The following is a 23,599-nucleotide window of genomic DNA, read 5'->3' as shown; positions in this document are numbered from 1 at the left end:
GCTTTACCCCAAATAAAAAAGCACTTCATTTGAAGTGCTTTTTTATAACTTACTTAAATCAGTTATCAGACAACAGTGCCACTTGCTGCACATAGTTAAATAACTTCAGTCTTGATTCTGCCAATTCAGCTTCCGTCAAATTTTTAGCCATATCACGGTGAATACGCAAAGCATGTTGACGCAACGTATGACGTTCTGCAGCATTATGAACTTTACAGAATTCATTGATGATCGGATCACCATCTTTAATAATTCGATCTACCCAACGCTGTAACTGTGCAGTTTTCTTTGCACCCTGCTGTGGGGTTAAATATGACAAAATGACGGTCTCGTCTTCATTGCGCAACAACTTACCTACACGCTGAAATTGGCGACGACGCGCTTCATGTGAGGTAATGGTCTGCGCATCCAAAATGGCATCAATTAAACGCTCATCCACAGGAAGTTGCTGGATTTGTTTTGGATTCAGTTGCGCCAACTGCTCACCTAAAGCAGCCATACGCTGAACTGCTTTCTTTTGTTCAGTTTTACTTGCGCGTCCTTCTAAAGTTTCGAAGTCTTCGTCAGTAAAACGGTTCGGTCGACGTGCCACGATTAATCTGCCTCGTAAAATTTTGCTGCAAATAGTGCTTGAACTTCAGACAAGGCTTTTTCCTCATCTGCGCCTTCAATCACTAAACGTAAAGTGGTGCCTTTACCTGCGCCAAGCATCAGTAAAGACATAATGTTCTTTGCATCGACTAATTTATCACCTTTTCCAATTTGAATAGATGATTTGAATTTGGTGGTTACTTCAATGAGTTTGCCAGATGCACGCGCATGTAACCCTAGTTTATTAATTACGTCAACAGTTGTGTCAATCATGACCAGTGCTTCATTTCTCGATGTAGGACTTGAATAGACCAGTTCGCTTCAAGCGCTTTTTTGAGTCTATCCACAATATAAACAGAACGATGCTGTCCACCTGTACAACCAATGGAGATCGTCATATAGTGACGATGCCCTTCAGCAAATGCAGGCAACCACTTGTCCAAAAAATGATAAATGTCTTTAAACATTTCATTGGTCTGTGGACTTTGTTCCAAAAAATTTTGTACTGGCACATCTAAACCAGAATATTTCCGCAACTCTAAATCCCAATGCGGATTTGGTAAATGACGCACATCAAAGACATAGTCAGCATCTAAAGGGATGCCATGTTTATAGCCAAATGACTGCAAAATTACAATTAAGTTATCGGACTGTCCAAGTTTAGACAATAAAGTATGCTTTAAATCATGCACACTTTTATCAGTTGTATCAATATGTACTGTAGAGCGTAATTGTATCGGAAGTAATAATGTTTTTTCTTCCTGTATACACTCATTCAAACTTTTAAAACGACTCGACAATGGATGCGGGCGACGTGAAGCACTAAATCGTGCGATTAACTCCTGATCCCGCGTGGTCAAATAAATAATATCGACCGCACCATGTCTTAATAATTGTTCAAAAACATGATCAAACTCCTGCAAATCTGCACGCGTACTCCGAACATCCACCCCTAAGGCCAATTGTTCGAGATTATTTTCACGATCCAGTTTTGCCACAATCTCTGGCAGCAATGCCAAAGGCAAATTATCAATGCAGTAATAACCTAAATCTTCCAGTACCTGCAATGCAGATGACTTACCTGAACCAGATTGTCCTGTCACAATCAAAATGCGCTTCATGGCAAAGCTATTCCTTGGTTTCTATGCTGCAGTATGCTTAATCTGCAAATTATCGATGAGTCGGGTTGTGCCCAATTTTGCCGCCACAAACAAAACAATATCTTGATTGAATTGATCAATCACGTGTAATTGTGGTGTACGTGCTTCCACATAGTCAACAACCAGACCTGCTGTTGTCAACGTGGTTTTAATATTCTCTAACACTTCTGTTAAATCAGTGCCTTGCTGCAATTCAGCTTCGGCATGTTTTAAACTTTTGAAAATGCTTGGCGCAACTTTACGTTGTTCTTCACTTAAATAGCCATTGCGAGAACTTAATGCCAAACCGTCTTCAGCACGGGCAATCGGCACGCCAATCACTTCCAGTGGAATATTCAAATCTCGCACCAATTGACGAATAACCGCCAACTGCTGAAAGTCTTTCTGTCCAAAGAAGGCATAATTCGGTTGTACAATATTAAATAACTTGGTCACAACAACGGCCACGCCATCAAAATGACCAGGACGTTGTTTACCACACAAATCATTGGTAATTTCTGAGACACTGATATTGGTTAAACGTGGCTGTTTACCATACATTTGCTCGACCGAAGGTGCAAAAATAATGTCACAACCGACATCTGCCAAAAGCTGACTGTCTTGATCTAAAGTACGCGGGTAATTATCAAAATCTTCATTCGGGCCAAATTGAATCGGATTGACAAAGATACTGACCACAACCACATCACAGAGTTTGCGAGCTTCGCGTACAAGGTTCAAATGTCCTTGGTGTAAATTCCCCATGGTCGGAACAAAGCCGATAATTTTTCGCGCAGTACGAGCGGGTTGCAGTGATGCCGCTAAGCCTTGTATCGTCGTTTCAGTTTTCATATTACAGCTCTACTTGAAAAGTATGTTCTTTTGCTGGGAATGATTGATCGAGCACAGCGGCATGATAAGCCTTAAATGCATCTAAAATTGCAGTTTCCCCGGCTTGCTCTTTCATAAAATTACGCACGAATTTGGCTACGCGTCCAAATGTCAAACCGAGCATATCTTGTACAACTAAAACTTGTCCATCTGTTTCGACGCCTGCACCAATACCAATCACGGGAACATTCGGAAAGCGTGCAGTAACTTCCTGACCCAACTGTGCAGGCACACATTCGAGTAGCAATATCGCAGCACCAGCATCGACAACTGCTTGACAATCTGCAAGCAGCTTATCTGCGGCTTCGCGTGAACGTGCTTGAAGTTTATAACCACCTAAAACATGGACCGATTGAGGGGTCAAGCCCAAATGCACACAGACTGGAATACCATTTCGGGTCAATACTTCTACAGTTTCACTTAACCAAGCACCACCTTCAATTTTGACCATCTGCGCGCCCGCTTGCATCACGGTTTTCGCATTCACCAATGCATCATTCAGCGTTGCATAAGACATAAATGGTAAGTCAGTCATAATCAACGCATGTTGATTACCACGGCGCACAGCCGCGGTGTGATAAGCCATGTCTTCAACAGTTACTGGTAAAGTTGAATCACGACCTTGTATTGCCATCCCTAAAGAGTCACCAATTAAAATCGTATCGACTTCAGCAAGCTCCATTGCTTTTGCCATGCTCGCATCGTAGCAAGTGAGGCATGAAAACTTACGTCCATCTTGTTTAAATTGTCTTAAGTCACTCAGACTAATCATGAGATGTTCCTCTCTAGAAGTTCCTAGAACATACCTTTGTTATTAAATATTGGCCCAATGCTGATCAGCCACTTCAGTTAATGTTGTGTGCTGTAATAAATCGAGGCGATCTAATCGGTGTCCCTGAATCTGTAAATTTGGATTTAAATCCAATAATGGAATAACCACAAAATCACGTTCTAAAATTCCAACATGTGGGACGGTCAAACGCTCATGTTGAATCTGCTCATCGCCATACAGCAATAAGTCTAGATCTAAAGTCCGCTCCCCCCAACGACGTAGACGGACTCGCCCTGCATCCTGCTCAAATTGCTGCAATTGATCTAGCAAAACCAAAGCAGCCAAGTCCGTTTCCAAACGTGCTACCGCATTAAAGTAATGCGGTTGATCTTGAGGACCCATGGGCGGGCTTTGATACAATTTAGATGTACTCACAGCACCCAATGTTGCTAACTTCTGAACAGCTTCAGTCAAAATTTGGCGTGAATCACCCAAATTACTGCCTAAACCGATATAGCTCACGATCTTCATTGGGTTGGCCCAAATACAACTTGGCTTAAATCACGTTTCACCCGTTTTCTCTTTAAAATAGGATGATCGTGACTCAATTCAGACGTATCTTGAGTTGAGGTTCTAGAAGTGGTTTCTGTAGTTTTGGTTTTTCGGCTTCGACGACTGCGTGGCTCTTGCTCTTGTACCAAAGGTTCAATCTCAATAGCAACCTTAGTTTCAGCAGGTTCTTCTTGTGCTGCCTTACGACGCGTTTTGGCACGTTGACGATTATACTGACCAATCGCACGTTCTTTTTCGTCGCTAGACATCAGTTGATAAGCATCCCACCAACTACCCATAGATTGAGTCGTGTTGTCGCCTGATTTCTCACGCAACAATAAAAAGTCAAAACCTGCACGGAAACGTGCATGGTTAGACAGTGCTTCAATTTGCTGTGGTTTTGGGTTTAACAAACGTGTTTGCATTTCCCACACTTCACGAATGAAAGTTTCAGCAAAACGCGGAATCACGGTACGTGTCGCTTGACGCTTGAGCACATCTAGTCCCGCTTGAGCACGTGCTTCTGCAGGAACTACACCTTTTTGCAAATAAAAATCGCAACGCTCTAAAAAAGGTTTCCATAACAACACCGCATAAAAAAATGCAGGGTTAATGGTTTTGCCAATTTGAATGCGCTGATCAGTATTTTTGGCCGCACGCTCAATAAATGGTGTAATTTCAGGACGAATCTCTGCAAATAGCTGACGCCAAATGCCAAAATCAATCAACATTGGCAATACTTGGTACAAGTGCCCCATGGTGAATAATTTTTGTGATTCATCATAAAGACGATGCGGTGAGACATCACGCAAAAGTTGTGTACGCTCAGGCGTAAAAATCTCTAGAATTTTTGGATCGATACTGAATTTTAATTTTGCCGAGAAACGTAATGCTCGCAACATTCGTACAGGGTCTTCCTCAAAACGCAATTGAGGATCGCCCAATAAACGCAAAGTACGACTTTGGATATCTTCTACAGCATGACAAAAATCGAGCACCACATCTTTACGTGGTTGATAATAAAGTGCGTTGATTGAAAAATCACGACGAGAAAAATCTTGCTCTATCGATCCCCAATTATTATCACGCAGAATCATACCCGCAGCGGAAGTCACTGCTTTTTTTGGTGGTGCCCGAAACGTCGCTACTTCGATCAGTTCACGTCCAGAATAGACATGAGCCAATTCAAAACGACGGCCAATAATACGGCAACGACGGCCGAACACTTCTTTAATTTGTGAGGGTGTGGCATTGGTCACGGCATCATAATCCTTCGGATTAAGACCCAACATTAAGTCGCGAACACCGCCCCCTACGATATAAGCTTCGTAGCCCGCTTTGGTTAGGGCATCAATTACATCAAGAATTGAAGCAGGAAGTTGAGCGGTGGATAAACCACATTTTGACGCGCGCAAAGTTTGCAAAAGACGCTGTCTCCTACGCCTGAACGTAAAATATCTAAGATGGTGCTAATCATATCTCTAACACAATCAAAGGGCAATTTGATTATCTCAACGCATTACCGAATATTGCATAGCAATTCTGCAAAACCAAACGCTAAAGAGTTAATCGATCTTTGTTTTTCTGTAAGAGCTTCGGTCCAATGCCTTTAACCTGCTGTAATTCATCCACAGTTTTGAACTTTCCGTGTTGTTGTCGATATTGTAAAATCGCTTCAGCTTTTTTCTCACCGATACCTGAAAGTTGCTGTAATTGTTCTGATGTTGCACTGTTCAAACGTATTTTATTGCCTGATACCGTATTTAAACTGGGTTTTGAAAGATAATAGTTTCCATCTGTGCGTGATGAACCAAGCCGAGCATCTTGTGCTTGCTGTTTTGCTTTCCAGTTCAAGTATTCTTGATCAAAGTTTTGTGCATTTACATGATCGAATCCAAAAATCGTCAATGTCAACAACACCACCATTCGCAATAATCGAATAGCGTTAAAATTCATCTGCATAAGTTGCCTGTATTTATTATAAAGTCATATGTTTTTCGCCTGCTCCCATAATCGGTCCATTTCAACCAAGGATAATTGCTCTACGCTTTTGTTTTGCAATTGTGCTTGATTTTCAATGTAAGCAAAGCGTGTTCTAAATTTATCAATCGTTCCCAACAGGGCGATTTCATTATTGACGCCTAGTTTACGTCCAACATTAATCAAAGAAAATAAACAGTCACCCAATTCAGCTTGTATTTCGTTTGAATTTTGTTGCTTGATTGCTTGTTGTAATTCAGCAAGTTCTTCTTCTAATTTGGCATAAGCATCTGCCACATTGGCAAAATCGAAACCAATCTGCGCCGCATTTTTTTGGATCTGCTCTGCTTGTTGTAAAGTTGGACCATGCTTAATTTGATCTAAACGAGATTGTGGCTTACCTTGTTTTTCTTGCTGTTTAATTTGCTTCCACAGAGTAGACACTTCTTCTGCGGTCAACTGATTAAACTGTTCAGCCTGAAAAACATGTGGATGACGGCGAATCAGTTTTTCAGTAATCCCCTGCACTACATCCTGAAAATTAAAAGCACCTTGCTCGCTGTACATTTGAGATTGAAACACTACTTGCAGCAACAAATCACCCAGTTCTTCTTTAATATGTTGAATATCACCAGAACGAATTGCAGCCTCAACTTCATAAGCTTCTTCAATCGCATAAGGCGTTAAACTATTAGGCGTTTGCTTTTGATCCCACGGGCATTTTTCACGTAATTCTTGCATGACCGCCAATAGTTGTTCCATTGCTTACTCTCTATTCAACCTTTCTGATGAACCACATATATAAAAAGCCTGCTCTAGGCAGGCTTTTTAATTTACTTAATTGCCTTGAATTAAGCGGCGCGCACTAATGATACCTGGTTGCTGCTCCAATCGTGCCAGCAAACGCGATAATTGTGCCAAACCTTTCACTTCAATCAACAATTTCATATTGGCAATACCATCAGCTTCAGAAATGGTGTTTACCTGACGAATATTGATTTGATCCGAGAAGATCACTTGAGTTAAATCTTTCAACAAACCACGGCGGTCATAAGCTTCCACGACAATCTGTACACTTTGACCGCGTGTAGGCTGCATTTCCCAATCTGCTTCTACAGCACGCTCAGGTTCTTGACCAATCATACGTACGTAGTCAGGACACGCCACTTTATGGATGCTGACGCCACGATTCAGAGTGATATAGCCGCCAATCGATTCACCATGGACTGGCTGACAGCATTGTGCAACATGCAATTCCACATTGTCCAAGCCATCAATCAGAATGCCGTGTGCCGACAAGGTATGGCTGGCACGCGGATTCAAAGCAGGCTTGAGCACCAGCTCAGGTTCATCCTGATCCAGATGCATATGACGATTGACCTGATTCATCAAGGCATGCAGGCTAATATCACCACTCACCAAGTTAATCAGGATGTCATCCCCTGTTTTCACATTAAAGTGATTGCAGTAGTCACTTAAATCGATACTTTTAGGATGAATCGCCAAACGTGATAATTCTTTGTTCAGAATGTCACGACCAATTTCTAGATTCTTACTGCGATCTTGCTGACGGAACCAATGACGCAATTTATCGCGGGCACGTGCAGTTCGGATATACCCCAAAGAATTCACCAACCAGTCACGGTTAGGTTCACGATCTTTCTTGGTTAAAATCTCAACTTGTTCACCTGTTTTTAAGGTGTAAGTGAGCGGTACGTAACGTTGGTTAACACGTGCGGCATAACACTTATTGCCGACTTCAGTGTGTACATGATAAGCAAAATCCAGCACTGTCGAACCACGTGGCAATTCCTTAATATCACCATCACGACTGAACACGTAAATTTTCTCAAAATCTTCAAATTCTTGAATTTGCTCAAAGTTTTCAGAATCTTCATCTTCTTTATGTGCACTCGCATCATTACGCTCTTGGTAATGCTCCAGCACGGCACGCAAAGAGTGCAAACGATGGTTAAAGGAATGATCGGTAGTTTTTGCGCCTTCTTTATAATTAAAGTGCGAACACACACCCAACTCAGCTTCTTCGTGCATATCACGGGTACGGATTTGTACTTCCAGTGATTTGTTTTCAGCAATCACTGCCGTGTGTAAAGAACGATATCCATTGGCTTTTGGATTGGTAATATAGTCATCAAATTGATGCGGAATATGTCGCCAAATTTGATGCACAATGCCCAACGAGTGATAACATTCAGGCACAGATTTTACCAACACACGTACAGCGCGAATATCATATAACTGATCAAAGCTTAGGTTCTTACTTTTCATCTTCCGATAAATCGAATAGATGTGTTTCACCCGCCCATTAATTTCAGCTTCAATACCATGATCAGCTAACTCATTTTTGAGTTTATCAATCACAAACTGAATATAGTGTTCTCGTTCTAAACGCTTTTCATTCAGTAAGGAAGCAATTTCTTTATAACGTTCTGGTGCTAAATAACGAAAGGCTAAATCTTCCAGTTCCCACTTTAACTGTGCAATACCCAAACGGTGTGCCAGTGGAGAATAAATGGTCAAAATTTCTCGTGCGACACGTTCCTGACGCTCACGTGAGGATTTTGCCAGTTCACGTAAAGCATAAGTACGTTCTGCCAGTTTAATCAGTACAACACGAACATCTTCAGTGACGGAAATTAACATCTTGTAGATGCCCGTCAAATGTTCACGCTGATCATTATTAAAATGGTCTTCTAAGCGTTTATTTTGTTCAATTAGCTCAGAAAGTTTACCCATGGACAAGGTACCTTTCACCAAGCTATATACCTGCTCACCAAAATGCTGACGAACAAAATCAATGCTCATGAGTCCTTCACGAACACTACGGTACAACATTGCAGCGGATAAGGTATCTTCATCGACGTGTAAATGTGCCAAAATATCGGCCATTTCGATCCCTGTGGAAAAGGTGTTCGATCGATGATTAACTGTGGATTCCAACTCTTTTTGCAGAGTCTCTTTTGCAACTTCTTCGAGTTGTTTGAGCGCTGCCCCGTCTAAAATGCTGCGTACTCGATCTAACCATTCAGCTAAATCAAGTTGAGCTTGTTCGGCATGCTCTACAGTCGCTTCCTCAGACAACTCATTGAGTCGTCCAGGCAATTGCTCACGTACTGTGACCATACCCTTCTCCTACGAAATGATCATTCATATTATAAATCGTTTATCTCTTTTTCTTGCTCAAATAAGGCAATTGATTCGACATGTTCAGTATGCGTAAACATATCCATCACACCCGCCTTTTTTAATCGATAGCCATGTTGTGCCAAAACACCTGCATCCCTTGCCAATGTTGCTGGATTACATGATACATAAACGATTTTTTTTGCATTAAATTTAGGAACATAATGCATTACCTCTTCCGCGCCTGAACGTGGAGGGTCTATCAATAATGCATCAAATCCCTGTTTTGCCCAAGAATGATGCGAAAAATCTTTTGTTAAATCTTGTGAAAAGAATTCAATATTGGTCATGGCATTGCGATGTGCGTTGTCCTGACCTCGTTGTACCATTTCATCACTACCTTCAACCGCAATTACCTGTCCTGTTGGTCCAACACAACGTGCAAGGGGTAAAGAAAAGTTGCCAAGCCCACAAAAGAGATCTAAAACACGATCACCTTGTTGCAGTTGAAGCAATTCACATGCCAGCTTGACCATTTGTGGATTTACAGTTGAGTTCACCTGAGTAAAATCTAGTGGACTAAAGCTAAAATTCACTTCAAAGTCAGGTAAAGCATAATGTAAACGCATTTCAGCCTGTGCTTGATCCACACGCTGTACACTGTCTGGGCCTGCGGGCTGCAAATACAACTGCCATTGTTTCTGTAACGTAAACTGTTTTAATTGGTTGACATCATGGTCCGATAATTTTTCTGTATGGCGGATCAGTAAGGCAATATCCTGATCCCCCATCGCCAATTCTATATGCCCAATGGCTGCTTTGGCTGTTAGACTTTGGAGTAACTGTTTTAAGCGTGTGATTGAACCAAAAGCCTGATCCAGCACCAAACAACGATCAATTGACGTTAATTTATTACTTTGCTTTTCACGAAACCCGACAATCAGTTGATCACGTTGCGGGAAATAGCGTACACCGATACGGGCTTTACGGCGGTAATCTTCTCGTAAAGAGCGAATAGGTGCTAACCATTGTTCTGGTTGCAAGCCTGCAAAGTGCTGTAAATGTGATTTCAACACATCTTGTTTAAAGCGAATCTGCTCATCTTTTTCAATATGCTGCAAGCTACATCCCCCACAGACATGAAAATGTGGGCAGGCTGGTTTCACTCTTAACGTTGATGGCGTGCCCAACACCTCCATACAATCGGCTTCTTCTAAGCGTTTATTACTATGGGTAATTCTGGCACGCACCGTTTCGCCCGGTAAGGCCTGAGCAATAAAGACTTTCTTGCCATGCTTTTCTACAGGGTGTGTGGCATCCATACCATAATGGGCAATCCCTCGTCCCTCATGCGAAAGAGTCTCAACCTGAAAAGTATAAATTGGTTGCTGACTTGGACGGGTATGCTTGCGATGCTTCATGAAAACCTAATTTAAATGGTGAAAGTCGGATGCTGTAAATTCTGTCTGCTGTGACGTATCTCGCCAAATTTTCAGAAAATCAGTATGTTGTGGATGAGCCTGTAACAACTGAATACTCGCCTGTATCCAAGCTTGATGCTCTTGTAGCTGTAATTGACCTTTCAATAACAACCAACGTAAATAAATCAGCCATGTATTTAATACATCGCCCTCACAATAGCCAGTTAAATCCTGCCATTGTTGTAACCGAACATATTCGGGCACATGATAACCACCATCACCACGCTTTCCAGGAAAGCCAAATAAATGTGCGACATCATCCAGTTTCTGGAAATGGCGCAAATTAAACATCGCCATAACATCCATTAAATCGACATGACGATGATGGTAACGGTTCTGGTAGTTATTATACTTCTTCTGATGATCAATCTCACCCTGATCGAACAAACTTGATGCCGACAAACCGTGATACATAGCACGAAACAAAATCACAGGAAGATCAAACTGCGAACCATTCCAACTCACCAAGGTTGGATGCTTCTTATCAAAAATAGAGAGAAACTTCTTTAAAATTTCGGCTTCAGAATACTGTTCTCGACTAAATGAAAACAGTTTCATTGCACCTAATTCATCGATCCATAAACCCGAAATACAGACAATTTCGTGTAAAGGTAAACGCTGAAAATCCATGCCTGATTCTTGACGGCGTAGCTTGGTCAGCGCTTGTTCCAAGTCCGCTTCGGGTAAATTCAGACCATAAAGATGTGCGCCTGACTTCAAGTCCGTCATGGTTTCAATATCAAAAACAAGAACAGGTAAGCGCATGTCAACTCTCAATGGTCAATTTAAAATTATTCAGGATCTTGTACCGAGAACAGACCTGTCGATAAATAACGGTCGCCACGATCACAAATAATGCAGACAATCACTGCATCTGGGTTTTCTTCTGCAATACGTAATGATGCCCACACCGCACCACCTGATGATGTACCCGCACTGATGCCTTCTTTTTGTGCCAGTTTACGCATGGTTTTTTCCGCTTCAATTTGCGGAATATCCATAATACGATCAACGCGGCTACGGTCAAAAATAGTCGGTAAATATTCTTGTGGCCAACGACGAATTCCCGCAATGCTCGAACCATCTTCAGGCTGTAAACCCACGATTTGAATCTCAGGATTTTGTTCTTTCAGGTATTTCGACACGCCCATAATGGTGCCTGTCGTACCCATTGAGCTAACAAAATGGGTAATTTTCCCACTGGTTTGCTGCCAGATTTCTGGACCCGTGGTCAGGTAATGTGCTTCCACATTGTCTGGATTACCAAACTGATTCAGCACCAAGCCCTTACCTTCAGCTTGCATTTGTAACGCCAAGTCGCGCGCACCTTCCATCCCTTGCTGCTGAGTCACTTCAATCAACTCTGCACCATAGGCACGCATAGCATCTTTACGTTCTTGACTCATGTTATTAGGCATAATCAATTTCATATGATAGCCACGCATCGCTGCAACCATAGCAAGCGCAATACCCGTATTGCCACTGGTCGCTTCAATCAAGGTATCCCCCGGTCGAATTTGCCCACGCTTTTCTGCCTGCATAATCATGTTATAGGCTGGACGGTCTTTGACTGAACCCGCAGGGTTGTTGCCTTCTAATTTTGCTAAAACCGTGGCTTGCGTGTGACTTGCCAGACGCTGTAAACGCACCAATGGTGTTTTTCCTACATAGTGGTCTAACAAAAATTCATCAGCTTGGAAATCGGGGATTATGTTACTCATTATGTGCACCTTGATCGAGGTGCGGGTATTGTATGAAAAAATAGGGGGGCCTGCACTCATTTCGCAGGGTTTTTCATGAAAGTGATTAAAGCTCAGTCAGTTTCAATTAAAGCATGTTAATATGCTGGGCATAGGGAATTTATTACATTTGCCATGCCGAATATCAACAAAAAGTTATTTAAACGCTTACACTTAAATCATGCCTATGGGCAGCTAATTGCCATGATTTTTGTCCCAATTATGATTTTGGCTTGTGTAGGCACGGCATTGGTTTTATCTGAAACATCGAATGCAGCAAAAGCGCAACAGCGCCAAATGGCGATTGCGATTTTAACCCGTTACCAAAGCACCGCAGAATCAGCACTCGACTTGCTCAATCGCTACCCTTGGCACTATGACCAAGCACAAAATGCGATGCAATATATGTTCAATGAAAAACTGCTGAATCAAGCCACTATTATTGACCATACTGGTGCTGCGCGACTCAATATTGGTGGTGATGCACATTCAACTTGGCCCAAATACCCAAAAGATAAAAACTTTTTTGGACCAATTAAACTAAATGGCAATCATGTCTATGGCATGCAAATTAATGAATCTTCCAATCAAAAAGGTTGGCTATTGATTGAACTGGACAATCAGCCCTTACAAATTGCACGCTATCGTGTCTTGATTGTGTTGGTCGCAACAGGGCTTTTAACCCTATTACTGCTGCTGTTGTGTTTAAACTTCTATTCACGTCGTTGGATTGCACCCATGTATGAAATTCGGATGCAGTTACAACGTTTGAATGCCGACACACTCGATCAACACATGATCATTAATAGCACAGGCGAACTTCGTCTCCTCCAACGTGATATTGCCAATGTGGTAAAACGACTTCATTTCAGCTTTCTCGAATTAAAAGAACATACTGAACAGACTGAAGATGACTTAAGACGTACCCTCGACACCTTAGAAGTACAAAACATTACTTACCGCCAAGCGCGTGACCAAGCGATTTCAGCGAACCAAGCCAAGTCAGTTTTCTTAGCCAATATCAGTCATGAATTAAGAACGCCTTTAAACAGTATTGATGGTTTTATTCATTTGCTGTTGCGTCAGGGCAATTTAAGTAACGAGCAAAATTTATACCTACAGACGATTCGCAAATCTTCTGCTCATTTGTTGGCATTAATTAATGATGTTTTAGATTTTTCTAAAATTGATGCAGGTAAACTAGAACTGGAAACAGCGCCATTTGATCTTGAAGAAGCTATTTTTGATGTCATGGACATGTTATCGCCATTGGCAGCGCAAAAGCATATTGATATGGCGTTCTACTATGGCGATGACGTACCTAAACAAGTGATTGGTGATACCTTACGCTTTAAACAAATTCTGACCAATCTGATTTCGAATGCCATTAAGTTTACCCCTGATGGCGAAATCATTGTTCGAGTACGCATGAAACATGATGATATCGGGCAATGCTTACTACACTTTAGTGTCCAAGACAGTGGTATTGGCTTAAGTGGTACAGACCGCAAACGTTTATTTGAATCGTTCTCACAAGGTGATGCTTCAGTCACACGTCAATTTGGCGGAACAGGATTAGGACTTGCCATTTCCAAACAGTTGGTGCATTTGATGCAAGGTCAAATTGGTTTTGAAGACAACCAAGAACGAGCACCAACCGAAAAAGGTTCAACCTTCTGGTTTACCGCCATGTTTGCTGTCGATGAAGAATATGAAATTGTTCATCCACAATTCGAACATATGAAAGTGGTGTCTTATTTGGCGCATCCTGCCGCTGCACATGTGCTGCGCCACTATCTCGAAAACTATCAAGTCGAGCATATTGAAACCGCATCGATTCTGGATTTATTTAGTCGCTTGAATCAACTTCAGTCGCAACAAGAAAATACTTGGCTGATTGTGGATCATAGTGGCGACACTCAAGCCATGCTTAAAGAAATCCGTAGTCGCTATACGGGTAGCCTTGCCGTTTATGGTTACCAAATGGCACTCGATCCGAATATGCTGAATGAATATCGTGCACGCCCACTGTATCAACCTCTAAGTCGAAATGCGCTGATTCAATTACTGAGCAATCAGTCCATGTTCCAATCTGAACAACATGAAAACTTTGATGGTCAAGGCTTGCATATTTTAGCTGTCGATGACCATTTACCCAACTTAATTGTCCTAGAAGCCTTATTGGCCGAACTGAACGTCACCACCACCAAAGCGCAAAGCGGTCAGGAAGCCATTGATATTATTCAGTCGCGTCTGGAACAAAAACTAAAACCCTTTGATTTGGTCTTTATGGACATTCAAATGCCTGTTATGTCTGGCATTGATACCACACGAGCCATTCGTGCACTGGAGTCTACTTTAGAAGAAGAAACACATCTGCCCATCATTGCACTGACTGCACATGCTTTGGCAGACGAAAAACAAAAACTATTAAAAGTCGGTATGGATGACTATGTAACCAAGCCGATTCAAATTGAACAAATCATTCAAATTTTGACGCATTGGACCAGTAAAAGCTTCGACAAAGCAGCTATCGTGGAAAAAAATATCGTCATTGAAGCACTCGATCCGCAAATTCTAAACTGGCAACAAAGCTTACAACTGGCAGCCAATAAAGAAGATCTGGCAATCGATCTTTTAAAAATGTTAGTCGACAGTTTCCAGACCGAACTCGATGAAATGCAACAACTGATTGAGTTAGAAGATTTCCCTCAGCTTGAGCATGTTTTACATCGCTTGTACGGCGCTACACGCTACGTGGGCACGCCTAATTTACAAGAATCATCAGGGGCCTTTGAACAATTTATATCGACACTACGTAAAGAAAAGCGACGTGCCGATGAACAGTTCATTCAAGAAACACTTCAACGCTTTGATGATCTAAAACTCATCATGCAACAAGTGAAACAAGCAGCACAGTCGATTTTAAATAAACACGTGCAATAATGTTCGGAAAAAAAGATGTGACTGAGCTGTCATGCAACTGCGTTAGGTGCATGTTATGCTCCGAAACAAAGCAAAATTAGAGTATCCAACATGGCTTTATTACGTGTAGAAAAACAAAACGGAATCGCGACAGTCAGTTTAAACCGCCCAGAGAAGCGCAATGCCATGAGCTTTGCCTTACTGAATGAACTGGTCAAAGTTGCCAATCAACTCAAAAAAGACCGCAGCATTCGTTGTGTTATTTTAACAGGTGAAGCTCATGTATTTAGCGCAGGAATTGATCTTGCCGATTTAAATAATCCCAAGAACCGTGCTTATGCCGCATGGGAATTGGTCAAACCTGGACAAAGCCTCTTTCAGAAAGCCTTTCTCATTTGGCAAGAACTGCCTGTGCCTGTCATTGCAGCATTAGAAGGTTTTTGCTTTGGGGCGGGTATGCAATTGGCTTTGGCTGCGGATATTCGTATTGCTCATCCTGACACGCAAATGTCAATTATGGAAAGCCGTTGGGGGTTGGTGCCTGACATGGGCTTAAGCCGTTCACTCAAAGGGGTAATTGGCTTAGATTTAGCCAAAGAGTTGACCCTCACTGCTCGTATTTTCGATGCCAACTATGCCAAAACTATTGGTTTAGTCACGCATTTGTCTGAAAGTCCGTTACAACAAGCGCAAGCCCTTGCAGAAGAAATGCTGCAACGCTCCCCAGATGCCTTGGCTGCAGCCAAGCAAGTATTGGATGCAATGGAGCATCAACCACGTAAATCTTTACGTTTAGAAAAAATTTGGCAACTGAAACTTTTATTAGGCAAAAACAGCCAACTGGCGCGTAAAAAAGATAAACAACCTGAAATTCAATTTGTTCCACGTCAGTTTCAATGAAGTTTAGGCAACATACATAAGCTATAGAGTGATTCCTATGAGTTTTGATCGTAATACAAAAATTGCATTTCTAGGTATGGGACTCATGGGGAGCCGTATGGCCACCCGATTGCTTCAAGCTGGATTTGAAGTGGCTGTATGGAACAGAACTGCTGCTGCCTGCGATGTGCTCATTGATTTAGGTGCAACTGCGCTAAAACTAGAAAACATTGCAGACTATCCCGTCATCTTAACCTGTCTTTCGGATGATTCGGCTGCACAACAGGTGATTGAAAAAATTCAGCCCTTCTGGACTGCCAATCAAGTGGTTGTGGATTTCTCTAGCTTATCTGTGGATAAAACCAAAACACTGGCGTTATTAGCACAACAAGATAACGTACATTGGATTGACTCACCTGTTTCTGGCGGAACAGCGGGTGCCGAACAAGGCACACTGGTCATTTTTGCAGGGGGCGATGCCGAAATCATTCAAAACTTAAGTCTGATTTATAATGTACTTTCACAACGCGTCACACGTATGGGAGAAACAGGAACAGGACAAGCCACCAAAATTTGCAACCAATTAATTGTAGCCGCCAGTAGCACCTTAATAGCAGAAGCAGTTGCCTTAGCACGTCAAGCAGGTGTCGATACCACACTACTTGCTCCAGCATTGGCAGGTGGATTTGCCGACTCAAAACCTTTTCAAATTTTAACACCAAGAATGGCCAATCATCAGTTTGAACCTGTACAATGGAAGGTGAAGACTTTATCAAAAGATTTAAATAATGCTGTGCAGTTGGCTGAAAAATTTCAATTAGATATTCCAGTTGCAAAAAAAGCATTATGGGAATTGCAGGCACACCAAAATAAAGGCTATGCTGAATCAGATTTAGCCACTGTAATTCAACATGTTGAAACAGAATAATAATGCAGGAGCAAGCTCATGACTAAACTCGCAGTGAATCTTTCCATGATCTTTACTGAAGTGCCACTCATCGAACGTTTTGCACTGGCTTATGCTCATGGCTTTAAGCATATTGAAATTCAATTCCCTTATGAGCTCAGTATTGCTGAAATTCAAAATCAACTGACCCAGCATGATTTAAGTTTATGCCTCATTAATGTGCCTGCTGGAGACCTTATGCAAGGCGGTAATGGTTTGGCTGGTATTCCAGGCAGAGAACAAGAATTTCATCAAGCCTTAGAATTAGCAATTCAATATGCCGTTGCGTTAAAAGTACCAAGTGTCAACATTTTAGCGGGTAAACAACCGCTCGATTGTGACTTATTACCCTGCCTAAATACTTTAGCCAAAAACTTAAAACTCGCTTGCTTTATGCTGGCAGAACATCATATTCAACCTGTGTTTGAAATGATTAATGGCACAGATATGCCACGCTTCCTCATTCAAAATGTTGCGCAAGCTCAGGAAATTTTGGAAGCTGTTCAGCATCCCGCACTCAAAATGCAATACGATTGCTATCACATGGCAATGATGGGCGAAGATGTACTGGCTGAATTGAAAGAAAATATTTTAGAAATTGGACATATTCAATTTGCGGATTGTCCTGGGCGACATGAACCTGACACCGCACAAATTCAATTTAAAGAAATTTTTGACTGGTTAAGTCACAGTGATTATGCAGGTTTTATAGCGGCAGAATATCGACCACAAGCCCACTCGAACCATTCATTTGCATGGAAAAACAAGTACTTTGCTGAGCATCCACAAAGTTAAAAAACAGACAATTGAAATTTGGTGATAAAACCGCTATATTAGATGATGAGTTATTGTCAGGAATTATGACCCTTTATGAATTTAGAACCATCGCCCAGCGCTTCTAATTCTCTCGATCTCGCAATGAATTCTCAAGCTCAAGATGTACAAGCTTGCTTAAAAGTTGTACATGAAGCTCTATTAGATGTAAAAGCAAAAGATATTATCGAACTTGATGTTAGTAGCATTAGCAATGTCGCAGACGCGATTGTGATTGCAAGTGGTACATCAACTCGTCATGTGAAAGCACTCGCGGACAATGTGGCTGAAGAAGCACGCAAAGCTGGCTTCCGCCCTATCGGTGTTGAAGGCGAGCGTGATGCAGAATGGATTTTAATTGACCTTGGACTTGTCGTAGTTCATGTCATGTTGCCAACTGCGCGTAAATTTTACGACTTAGAAAGTTTATGGCGTACAGCTCCAGAATCTGTAGCATAAGAAAAATGACCAACTCGGTCTACAAAAGCCAGTTAATCTTGGAATTAACTGGCTTTTTTGTTAGCTAAATTTAAGTCAACTGCTTAAATTAGTTGATGCAAATCAACGTCCATAAATTGTTGTTTAATTTGTTCTTTTGCACGTGCAAAAACAAAGTCAGCTTTGGTCGGCCCATAAAACTCACAATAAACTTCGTAAATTGCTGTAATCACCTGAGAATAACCTATAATCGGTAAATTACTAATAAACTCAACGTCATGTATTGCAACTTGCTCTACTACAGCATACCCAAGATTAGTTATTCGCCGCTTCACATCCTGATCAAAGTCTGCAAAATCTACTTGTACTACACCTTTGACCACATATCCTACAAATTGCGCAAAGGCATCACTCAATTGTCCTGAAACCAAAGCCTCTTGTTTTTCCTGAGGTTTGACTTGAAGTAAAACCTGTTTCTCGACTTCAGCAATTTCAAATAAAACTTGGCGCAACATATCTTTACGGTAAAAACGCAGTTCGTCCGTATTACACACTTCGCTTAAAAAACGATTGAGTACAAAAGAAGGCTTATCTCCATATTCCTGCTCCCAATAGCTCAGAACTCGTTCCAAAGCAATTCCCTTCAAATATTGGCTTAAACCACGCTCAATCGCTGTTCTTTTTTGTCCTATGGTGAGTAATTCATTTGGCATGCTCAGCACTCCTTAATGACGTTTAGTCATACCATCAGTTTCAAAAGTTACATCGCGTTGAAACTCTGGATAAGATAATTCTGCGTGTTCGGTATAGTCTAGGCCACGCTGCTCATGCTGCTTACTAACGCGTAAGCTACCCAATACTTTTTCAAGTAGTTTAAACACTACAAATGCCAGCCCAAAACCCCAAACGAAACCAGCAATGACACCTAAAAATTGAATTGAAATAATTTGCGAATTAAATGGGCTGGCTTCATAAAATAAACCTGCTGCGATAGTTCCCCATGCTCCACAAAAGCCATGTACCGTCACGGCATCTACCACATCATCCAACTTCAACTTTTCAATCAAAACTGGCATAACACTCACCACCAAGCCTGCAGCCAAACCCGTCACAATTGCAAACAATGGCGTCATTGTTGCGCAACCTGCTGTAATCGCAACCAAGCCCCCCAAAGATGCATTAATGGTGGTACGGATAAGAATCGCTTTTCCACGCAGCAATGCATAGAACATATAAGCAACGGCGGCTGCACATGCAGCCAAGTGCGTATTCAAGGCAATTCGCCCAATACTCACTGTCGCATTGACCGTCGAAGCTGCATTAAAGCCAAACCATGCCAACCATAAAATAAAACCGCCCAATGCCACTAACGGTACATTATGTCCCGCCAAATAATGTGACTGTCCATTACGACCAAAGCGTCCTAAGCGTGGACCTAAAACGACAATCCCAGCCAAAGCCACCCAACCGCCAATCGAATGCACCACGGTTGAACCTGCGAAGTCGATAAAACCCAATGACTTTAACCAGCCCTCACCGTCAAACAGACTGCCCCATGCCCAACTGCCAAACACTGGGTAAATTAGCCCACTTACAAATGCTGCACTCACTACATAGGCAACAAAGTGAATTCGTTCTGCCATGGCACCGCTAGCAATGGTGGTTGCGGTTGCCGCAAACATCATTTGGAAGAACAATAAGTTCCAATGCCAATCATCCAAATGATTGGGAGCAAAATGACTGGTACCAAACCATCCTGTAGGATTTATGCCAAACATTAAGCCAAAGCCAAGTAACCAGAAAATCAAGCCTCCTAAGCATGTATCCATGTAGTTTTTCATCAGGACATTAACCGTATTTTTGCCACGTACAGAACCACTTTCCACCAAAGCAAAACCAGCTTGCATAAAAAACACCAAGATCCCGCCCATCACTACCCAAACACTGTCGAGCGAGAGTCGAATTTCTTGGATATTTTGTGCTGGCGTGGCTACAGCATCAGCAGCAAAGCCCGTTGTTGTAATACCCCATAAACCTAGTAAAAGTAAGTAAATTATTTTTTTCATGAACATCCCCCCGAAGTCTGTTCACAAAAATGCAAAATCAGTGCCAAATACAACACATATGTTTTATCAAGTGCTGAACCAACCGAACTGCATAACCGTGCTTTTATCTTACTTAGCCATATACAGCTTTATTCTCTATTCTGGTTACTGTTCAAATCGATACGGGAAACAGGCATAAAAAAACCACCCCAAAGGGTGGTTTTTATTTAAGATAACCAGCGTGGACGATTAAAATTTATAGCGCACATTAAAATTGACCTGACGCTCATCCCCCACGGTCACAACATTGTTACTTAGACCACCAGCATAATATTCCTTATCAAAGATATTTTTCGCATTCACACTGGCTTGCCAAGATCCAGCGTCATAGCCCATCTCCGCATCAAATAAAGCATAGCCTGGAAGAGTATAATCGTATTTATAACTGCTCTTTTTCGATTCACTACGTACCCCAGCTCCGATAAACCAACCTTGTAATGCACCCTGATTAAATTCATATCGCGTATTTAGGTTAAACATTTGTTCAGAAACATTATTTAAGCGTTTCCCTTCATAACCACTGATTTCGTTATCAACAATACGCGCAGTCGGCAAATAGCTATAGTTAGCACTCACCACCCAATTTGGTAAGATCCGTACAGCGAGCTCAGTCTCAATACCCTGAGTATTCTCTTCACCCGTCTGATATTTATCTCCATTAGCATCGCTCGACACCACATTAAAACGGGTCAAATCAAACCATGCCAAACTGGCTTGTAGGCGTTGATCCAAGGCTTGAAACTTAAGACCTACTTCATATTGTTTGGCTTTTTCAGGGTCAAATACATTGCCATCCACATCTACATCAGTCACAGGTAAAAATGAAGTAGAATAGCTCACATATGGAGAAACCCAGTCATTATAGGTATATAAACCTGCTATACTGCCCGAAAATGCCTGACTGCTTTTACTGCTCTCATTGTCATTATAATTACTTTTAGCATCAACCGATGCCCAGTCATGACGTAAACCGAGGTTGATATTCAAACGATCCGTCACATCCACTTGGTCTTTAAAATATACCCCCATGGTTTTTAACGTCGTTTCGACACTGTCACTACGTAAGGTCTTGGTGGCACACCAGTCTTGATTGGTATAACGAGGTGTATAAATATTTAGAGCCGTGATCGTACAATTATAGTTCCAGATATCACGGGTATCATGCATGCCATCTAAACCCAACATAAGGTGATGCTGCATATTGCCCAGTTCGACTGTTTTGGCAATATTATTATCAATACTGAAATTTACATCATCATAATGCTGATCACGCCCCTGACGGGTGATGGTGCTACTGTTCGCTGTAGATTTACTAATAAACACTGCTTGCCCATCTAAACGAGAATTTTGTACTGCAAAATTCTGTTTAAACGTCCAACCATCATCAAAGATATGTTTCAGGTTATAACCAATACGCATGCTGTCAGAAAGATATGGATCGACACTTGGCTCACCAATAAATAAATGTCGGCTCACCTGCCCGTTACTATTTGGCAAAATACTGCCGTAGACAGGTAAACCCTGTTGGCGAACATATTCTTTATGGTTATAACTCGCAATCACCGACAAATCAGTCTTATCGCCCAAGTCGAAATTATACGAAGGCGAGATATAAAAGTTTTTAAAATACACATGATCCGTTGCATCATCTTGATCTGAATAATTCGCATTTAAACGCCATGCCGCTTTATCTGAACCTTCAAGGGTATGATTGGTATCCACCCCAATTTGTCGTAAATTATGACTGCCGTAGCGCAAGTCCAACTGATTAAAATCATCCTGTACAGGACGTTTAGTCACCAAATTCACAATCCCACCTGGCGCGGTTTGCCCAAAATCCATTGAATCTGGACCTTTCACCACCTCAATCCGCTCTAGACCTGTAATATTGCTCGGTGAATCCGAGGCTTGTGCCTGACGTAAACCATCGACATAAATTGCATCGGATGACAATTGCCCACGAATAATAAAATCATCTGCACCACGGCGACCCAATGGAGCTGAAATGACCCCAGCCACACCTTGAATGGCATCGGTCAAGTTCATGGCTTGTTTTTTTTCAATTTGTTCTTTGGTAACCACCGAAACCGATTTTGCTGTTTTAAATAAAGGCTGCTCCGACTTTAAACTTTGCGTAGTGGTAGGCACATCACCATCGGATTGTGAATTTGCAGCAGTTAAAGTAATCGTCGGGAGTACATTATCTTCTGCAAAAGCGGGTTGAATTACAGATAAAATTGCCAATGCCAAACTGCTTGGCATAAACCCCAAAAGAGTATTTTTTTTCATAAAATCTTAAAAATAGAAGAGTAAAAGAATATTCAAAAATATTAAACTTATTAATAATCTTTCTCAATAAAAATTAGAAAAAATAACAACTCAGTAATAACTTTATGAAAATATTAATAAAATCTATATTTGAAAAGTAAAAGCCAGATCGTAATTATCAAAACTACTCAACTAACATCTTTCATAAAACAGAATTAAAATTAATGATTTAAATAAATCATGTAGTAAAAATTAATAATTTCAATTAAATGTAGCACAAGTAAAATGCAGCTTATTCTTTTATTCCTAAAAAAAGGACAATTCGAAAAATTGAGTATCTATTATGTTTAAACTGTTAAAAATACCAAAACAACTCCCACCTCGTAGAGCAATGAATCCAGCATTGAGAGCTATCCCATGCCGAGATAACTCTCAATGAGATCTACCTAGACGGATCCAAACGCACTGAGAATTTTGAACCTATACTGTTCTCATCAGATCAATCAAGGATAACAATACACCCTACTTGGAGAGTGCAGCGATCATCAATGGTGCTGCTTGTTCATCCACTAAAGCAGGCACTATCTGCATACAAAGTAGGTCATTCCATTCTAACACCCATTGCTGGATCAACTCAGCATCATTTGCCTCAATAATTGCAACACCAGAGAGCTGTGCAATGGCATGCCATCGACCCAACATTTTTATGCCCGCAGGTGCTGTTCCTCCTGTTTTCAAAAATCGCTCCATTGCGGCATTACGATTTTCAGGGCGAATACTATAATTCACTATAAATAACATAAGTCACCTCTCGCACTTGATTGGCGCACCTAACTTGATCACATGAGAGAATATACAAACAGATAAATTCACATGCGTTATACTGCCGATAAATCTCTACGCAGTTACATCAGACCATCAAACCTCTTCGTCATT

The 23,599-nt window shown here is 41.5% G+C and carries 22 protein-coding genes; 5 read left to right on the top strand and 17 right to left on the bottom strand.

The genetic code is table 11. The features are described from left to right. Positions 1–58: 58 nt before the first annotated feature. The 13 genes from yjgA to cysM all read right to left on the bottom strand — a co-directional run bounded on the left by yjgA (position 59) and on the right by cysM (position 12,271). Entirely contained in the window at positions 59–592 is a 534-nt protein-coding gene (gene yjgA, locus MP622_RS00295) for a ribosome biogenesis factor YjgA (protein WP_044738963.1), read from the bottom strand. Positions 593–594: 2 nt separating this feature from the next. Beyond that, positions 595–864, bottom strand: coding sequence for an HPr family phosphocarrier protein (locus MP622_RS00290; RefSeq protein WP_016166136.1), 270 nt, complete (start codon positions 862–864; stop codon positions 595–597). Next, positions 861–1,712 carry an RNase adapter RapZ gene (gene rapZ, locus MP622_RS00285; RefSeq protein ID WP_016166137.1) on the bottom strand — a complete coding sequence of 284 codons (852 nt, stop codon included), beginning with the start codon at positions 1,710–1,712 and terminating at the stop codon, positions 861–863. The genes MP622_RS00290 and rapZ overlap by 4 nt, the downstream gene beginning before the upstream one ends. A gap of 21 nt (positions 1,713–1,733) precedes the next feature. Beyond that, complete coding sequence (panC, locus tag MP622_RS00280) at positions 1,734–2,582, bottom strand: pantoate--beta-alanine ligase (RefSeq protein WP_044738965.1); 849 nt, start codon at positions 2,580–2,582, stop codon at positions 1,734–1,736. A 1-nt stretch (position 2,583) separates the two neighbouring features. Next, positions 2,584–3,393 (bottom strand): 3-methyl-2-oxobutanoate hydroxymethyltransferase, encoded by an 810-nt coding sequence (gene panB / locus MP622_RS00275; protein WP_016166139.1) that lies wholly within the window; start codon positions 3,391–3,393, stop codon positions 2,584–2,586. A 42-nt stretch (positions 3,394–3,435) separates the two neighbouring features. Then, positions 3,436–3,924, bottom strand: coding sequence for a 2-amino-4-hydroxy-6-hydroxymethyldihydropteridine diphosphokinase (gene folK, locus MP622_RS00270; RefSeq protein WP_243791943.1), 489 nt, complete (start codon positions 3,922–3,924; stop codon positions 3,436–3,438). Next, positions 3,921–5,369 carry a polynucleotide adenylyltransferase PcnB gene (gene pcnB / locus MP622_RS00265; protein ID WP_243791941.1) on the bottom strand — a complete coding sequence of 483 codons (1,449 nt, stop codon included), beginning with the start codon at positions 5,367–5,369 and terminating at the stop codon, positions 3,921–3,923. The genes folK and pcnB overlap by 4 nt, the downstream gene beginning before the upstream one ends. Positions 5,370–5,502: 133 nt before the next feature. Further along, complete coding sequence (locus tag MP622_RS00260; protein WP_044738969.1) at positions 5,503–5,871, bottom strand: ComEA family DNA-binding protein; 369 nt, start codon at positions 5,869–5,871, stop codon at positions 5,503–5,505. Between the two features lie 60 nt (positions 5,872–5,931). After that, the gene (mazG, locus tag MP622_RS00255) at positions 5,932–6,687 is read right to left on the bottom strand and encodes a nucleoside triphosphate pyrophosphohydrolase (RefSeq protein WP_243791939.1); all 756 of its coding nucleotides are present in this window, start codon (positions 6,685–6,687) and stop codon (positions 5,932–5,934) included. A gap of 75 nt (positions 6,688–6,762) precedes the next feature. After that, the gene (locus tag MP622_RS00250) at positions 6,763–9,069 is read right to left on the bottom strand and encodes a bifunctional (p)ppGpp synthetase/guanosine-3',5'-bis(diphosphate) 3'-pyrophosphohydrolase (RefSeq protein WP_044738971.1); all 2,307 of its coding nucleotides are present in this window, start codon (positions 9,067–9,069) and stop codon (positions 6,763–6,765) included. Positions 9,070–9,098: 29 nt separating this feature from the next. Further along, positions 9,099–10,490 carry a 23S rRNA (uracil(1939)-C(5))-methyltransferase RlmD gene (gene rlmD, locus MP622_RS00245; protein ID WP_243791937.1) on the bottom strand — a complete coding sequence of 464 codons (1,392 nt, stop codon included), beginning with the start codon at positions 10,488–10,490 and terminating at the stop codon, positions 9,099–9,101. A gap of 6 nt (positions 10,491–10,496) precedes the next feature. Continuing rightward, complete coding sequence (locus MP622_RS00240) at positions 10,497–11,315, bottom strand: 3'-5' exonuclease (RefSeq protein WP_243791936.1); 819 nt, start codon at positions 11,313–11,315, stop codon at positions 10,497–10,499. A 26-nt stretch (positions 11,316–11,341) separates the two neighbouring features. Then, positions 11,342–12,271, bottom strand: a complete 930-nt coding sequence (gene cysM, locus MP622_RS00235) for a cysteine synthase CysM (protein WP_044738974.1) — start codon at positions 12,269–12,271, stop codon at positions 11,342–11,344. Positions 12,272–12,424: 153 nt separating this feature from the next. Between cysM and MP622_RS00230 the strand changes: the two genes are divergently transcribed. The 5 genes from MP622_RS00230 to rsfS all read left to right on the top strand — a co-directional run bounded on the left by MP622_RS00230 (position 12,425) and on the right by rsfS (position 18,311). After that, complete coding sequence (locus MP622_RS00230; protein WP_104441473.1) at positions 12,425–15,235, top strand: ATP-binding protein; 2,811 nt, start codon at positions 12,425–12,427, stop codon at positions 15,233–15,235. 90 nt (positions 15,236–15,325) lie between these two features. Next, positions 15,326–16,114 (top strand): crotonase/enoyl-CoA hydratase family protein, encoded by a 789-nt coding sequence (locus tag MP622_RS00225; RefSeq protein WP_104441472.1) that lies wholly within the window; start codon positions 15,326–15,328, stop codon positions 16,112–16,114. A 37-nt stretch (positions 16,115–16,151) separates the two neighbouring features. Continuing rightward, positions 16,152–17,021, top strand: coding sequence for an NAD(P)-dependent oxidoreductase (locus tag MP622_RS00220; protein WP_151504827.1), 870 nt, complete (start codon positions 16,152–16,154; stop codon positions 17,019–17,021). An 18-nt stretch (positions 17,022–17,039) separates the two neighbouring features. Then, the gene (locus MP622_RS00215) at positions 17,040–17,834 is read left to right on the top strand and encodes a TIM barrel protein (RefSeq protein WP_243791934.1); all 795 of its coding nucleotides are present in this window, start codon (positions 17,040–17,042) and stop codon (positions 17,832–17,834) included. Positions 17,835–17,909: 75 nt separating this feature from the next. Next, positions 17,910–18,311, top strand: coding sequence for a ribosome silencing factor (rsfS, locus tag MP622_RS00210; RefSeq protein WP_016166152.1), 402 nt, complete (start codon positions 17,910–17,912; stop codon positions 18,309–18,311). An 83-nt stretch (positions 18,312–18,394) separates the two neighbouring features. On the opposite strand, the gene MP622_RS00205 is transcribed toward rsfS, so the two are convergent. From MP622_RS00205 to MP622_RS00190, 4 genes are all read right to left on the bottom strand, one after another. Beyond that, the gene (locus tag MP622_RS00205; RefSeq protein WP_243791932.1) at positions 18,395–19,003 is read right to left on the bottom strand and encodes a hypothetical protein; all 609 of its coding nucleotides are present in this window, start codon (positions 19,001–19,003) and stop codon (positions 18,395–18,397) included. Between the two features lie 12 nt (positions 19,004–19,015). Next, positions 19,016–20,356 (bottom strand): ammonium transporter, encoded by a 1,341-nt coding sequence (locus MP622_RS00200; protein WP_243791931.1) that lies wholly within the window; start codon positions 20,354–20,356, stop codon positions 19,016–19,018. A 228-nt stretch (positions 20,357–20,584) separates the two neighbouring features. Further along, complete coding sequence (locus tag MP622_RS00195; RefSeq protein ID WP_243791929.1) at positions 20,585–22,684, bottom strand: TonB-dependent siderophore receptor; 2,100 nt, start codon at positions 22,682–22,684, stop codon at positions 20,585–20,587. 501 nt (positions 22,685–23,185) lie between these two features. After that, positions 23,186–23,464: a DUF3303 family protein gene (locus MP622_RS00190; protein WP_044738980.1), complete on the bottom strand. Its 279-nt coding sequence runs from the start codon at positions 23,462–23,464 to the stop codon at positions 23,186–23,188. Positions 23,465–23,599 lie beyond the last annotated feature (135 nt).

Source organism: Acinetobacter sp. PK01 (assembly GCF_022819285.1).
GTDB classification, from domain to species: Bacteria; Pseudomonadota; Gammaproteobacteria; order Pseudomonadales; family Moraxellaceae; genus Acinetobacter; species Acinetobacter tandoii.
The sequence above is the reverse complement of the archived record's forward strand: the minus strand, read 5'-3'. Positions and strand labels throughout refer to the sequence as shown.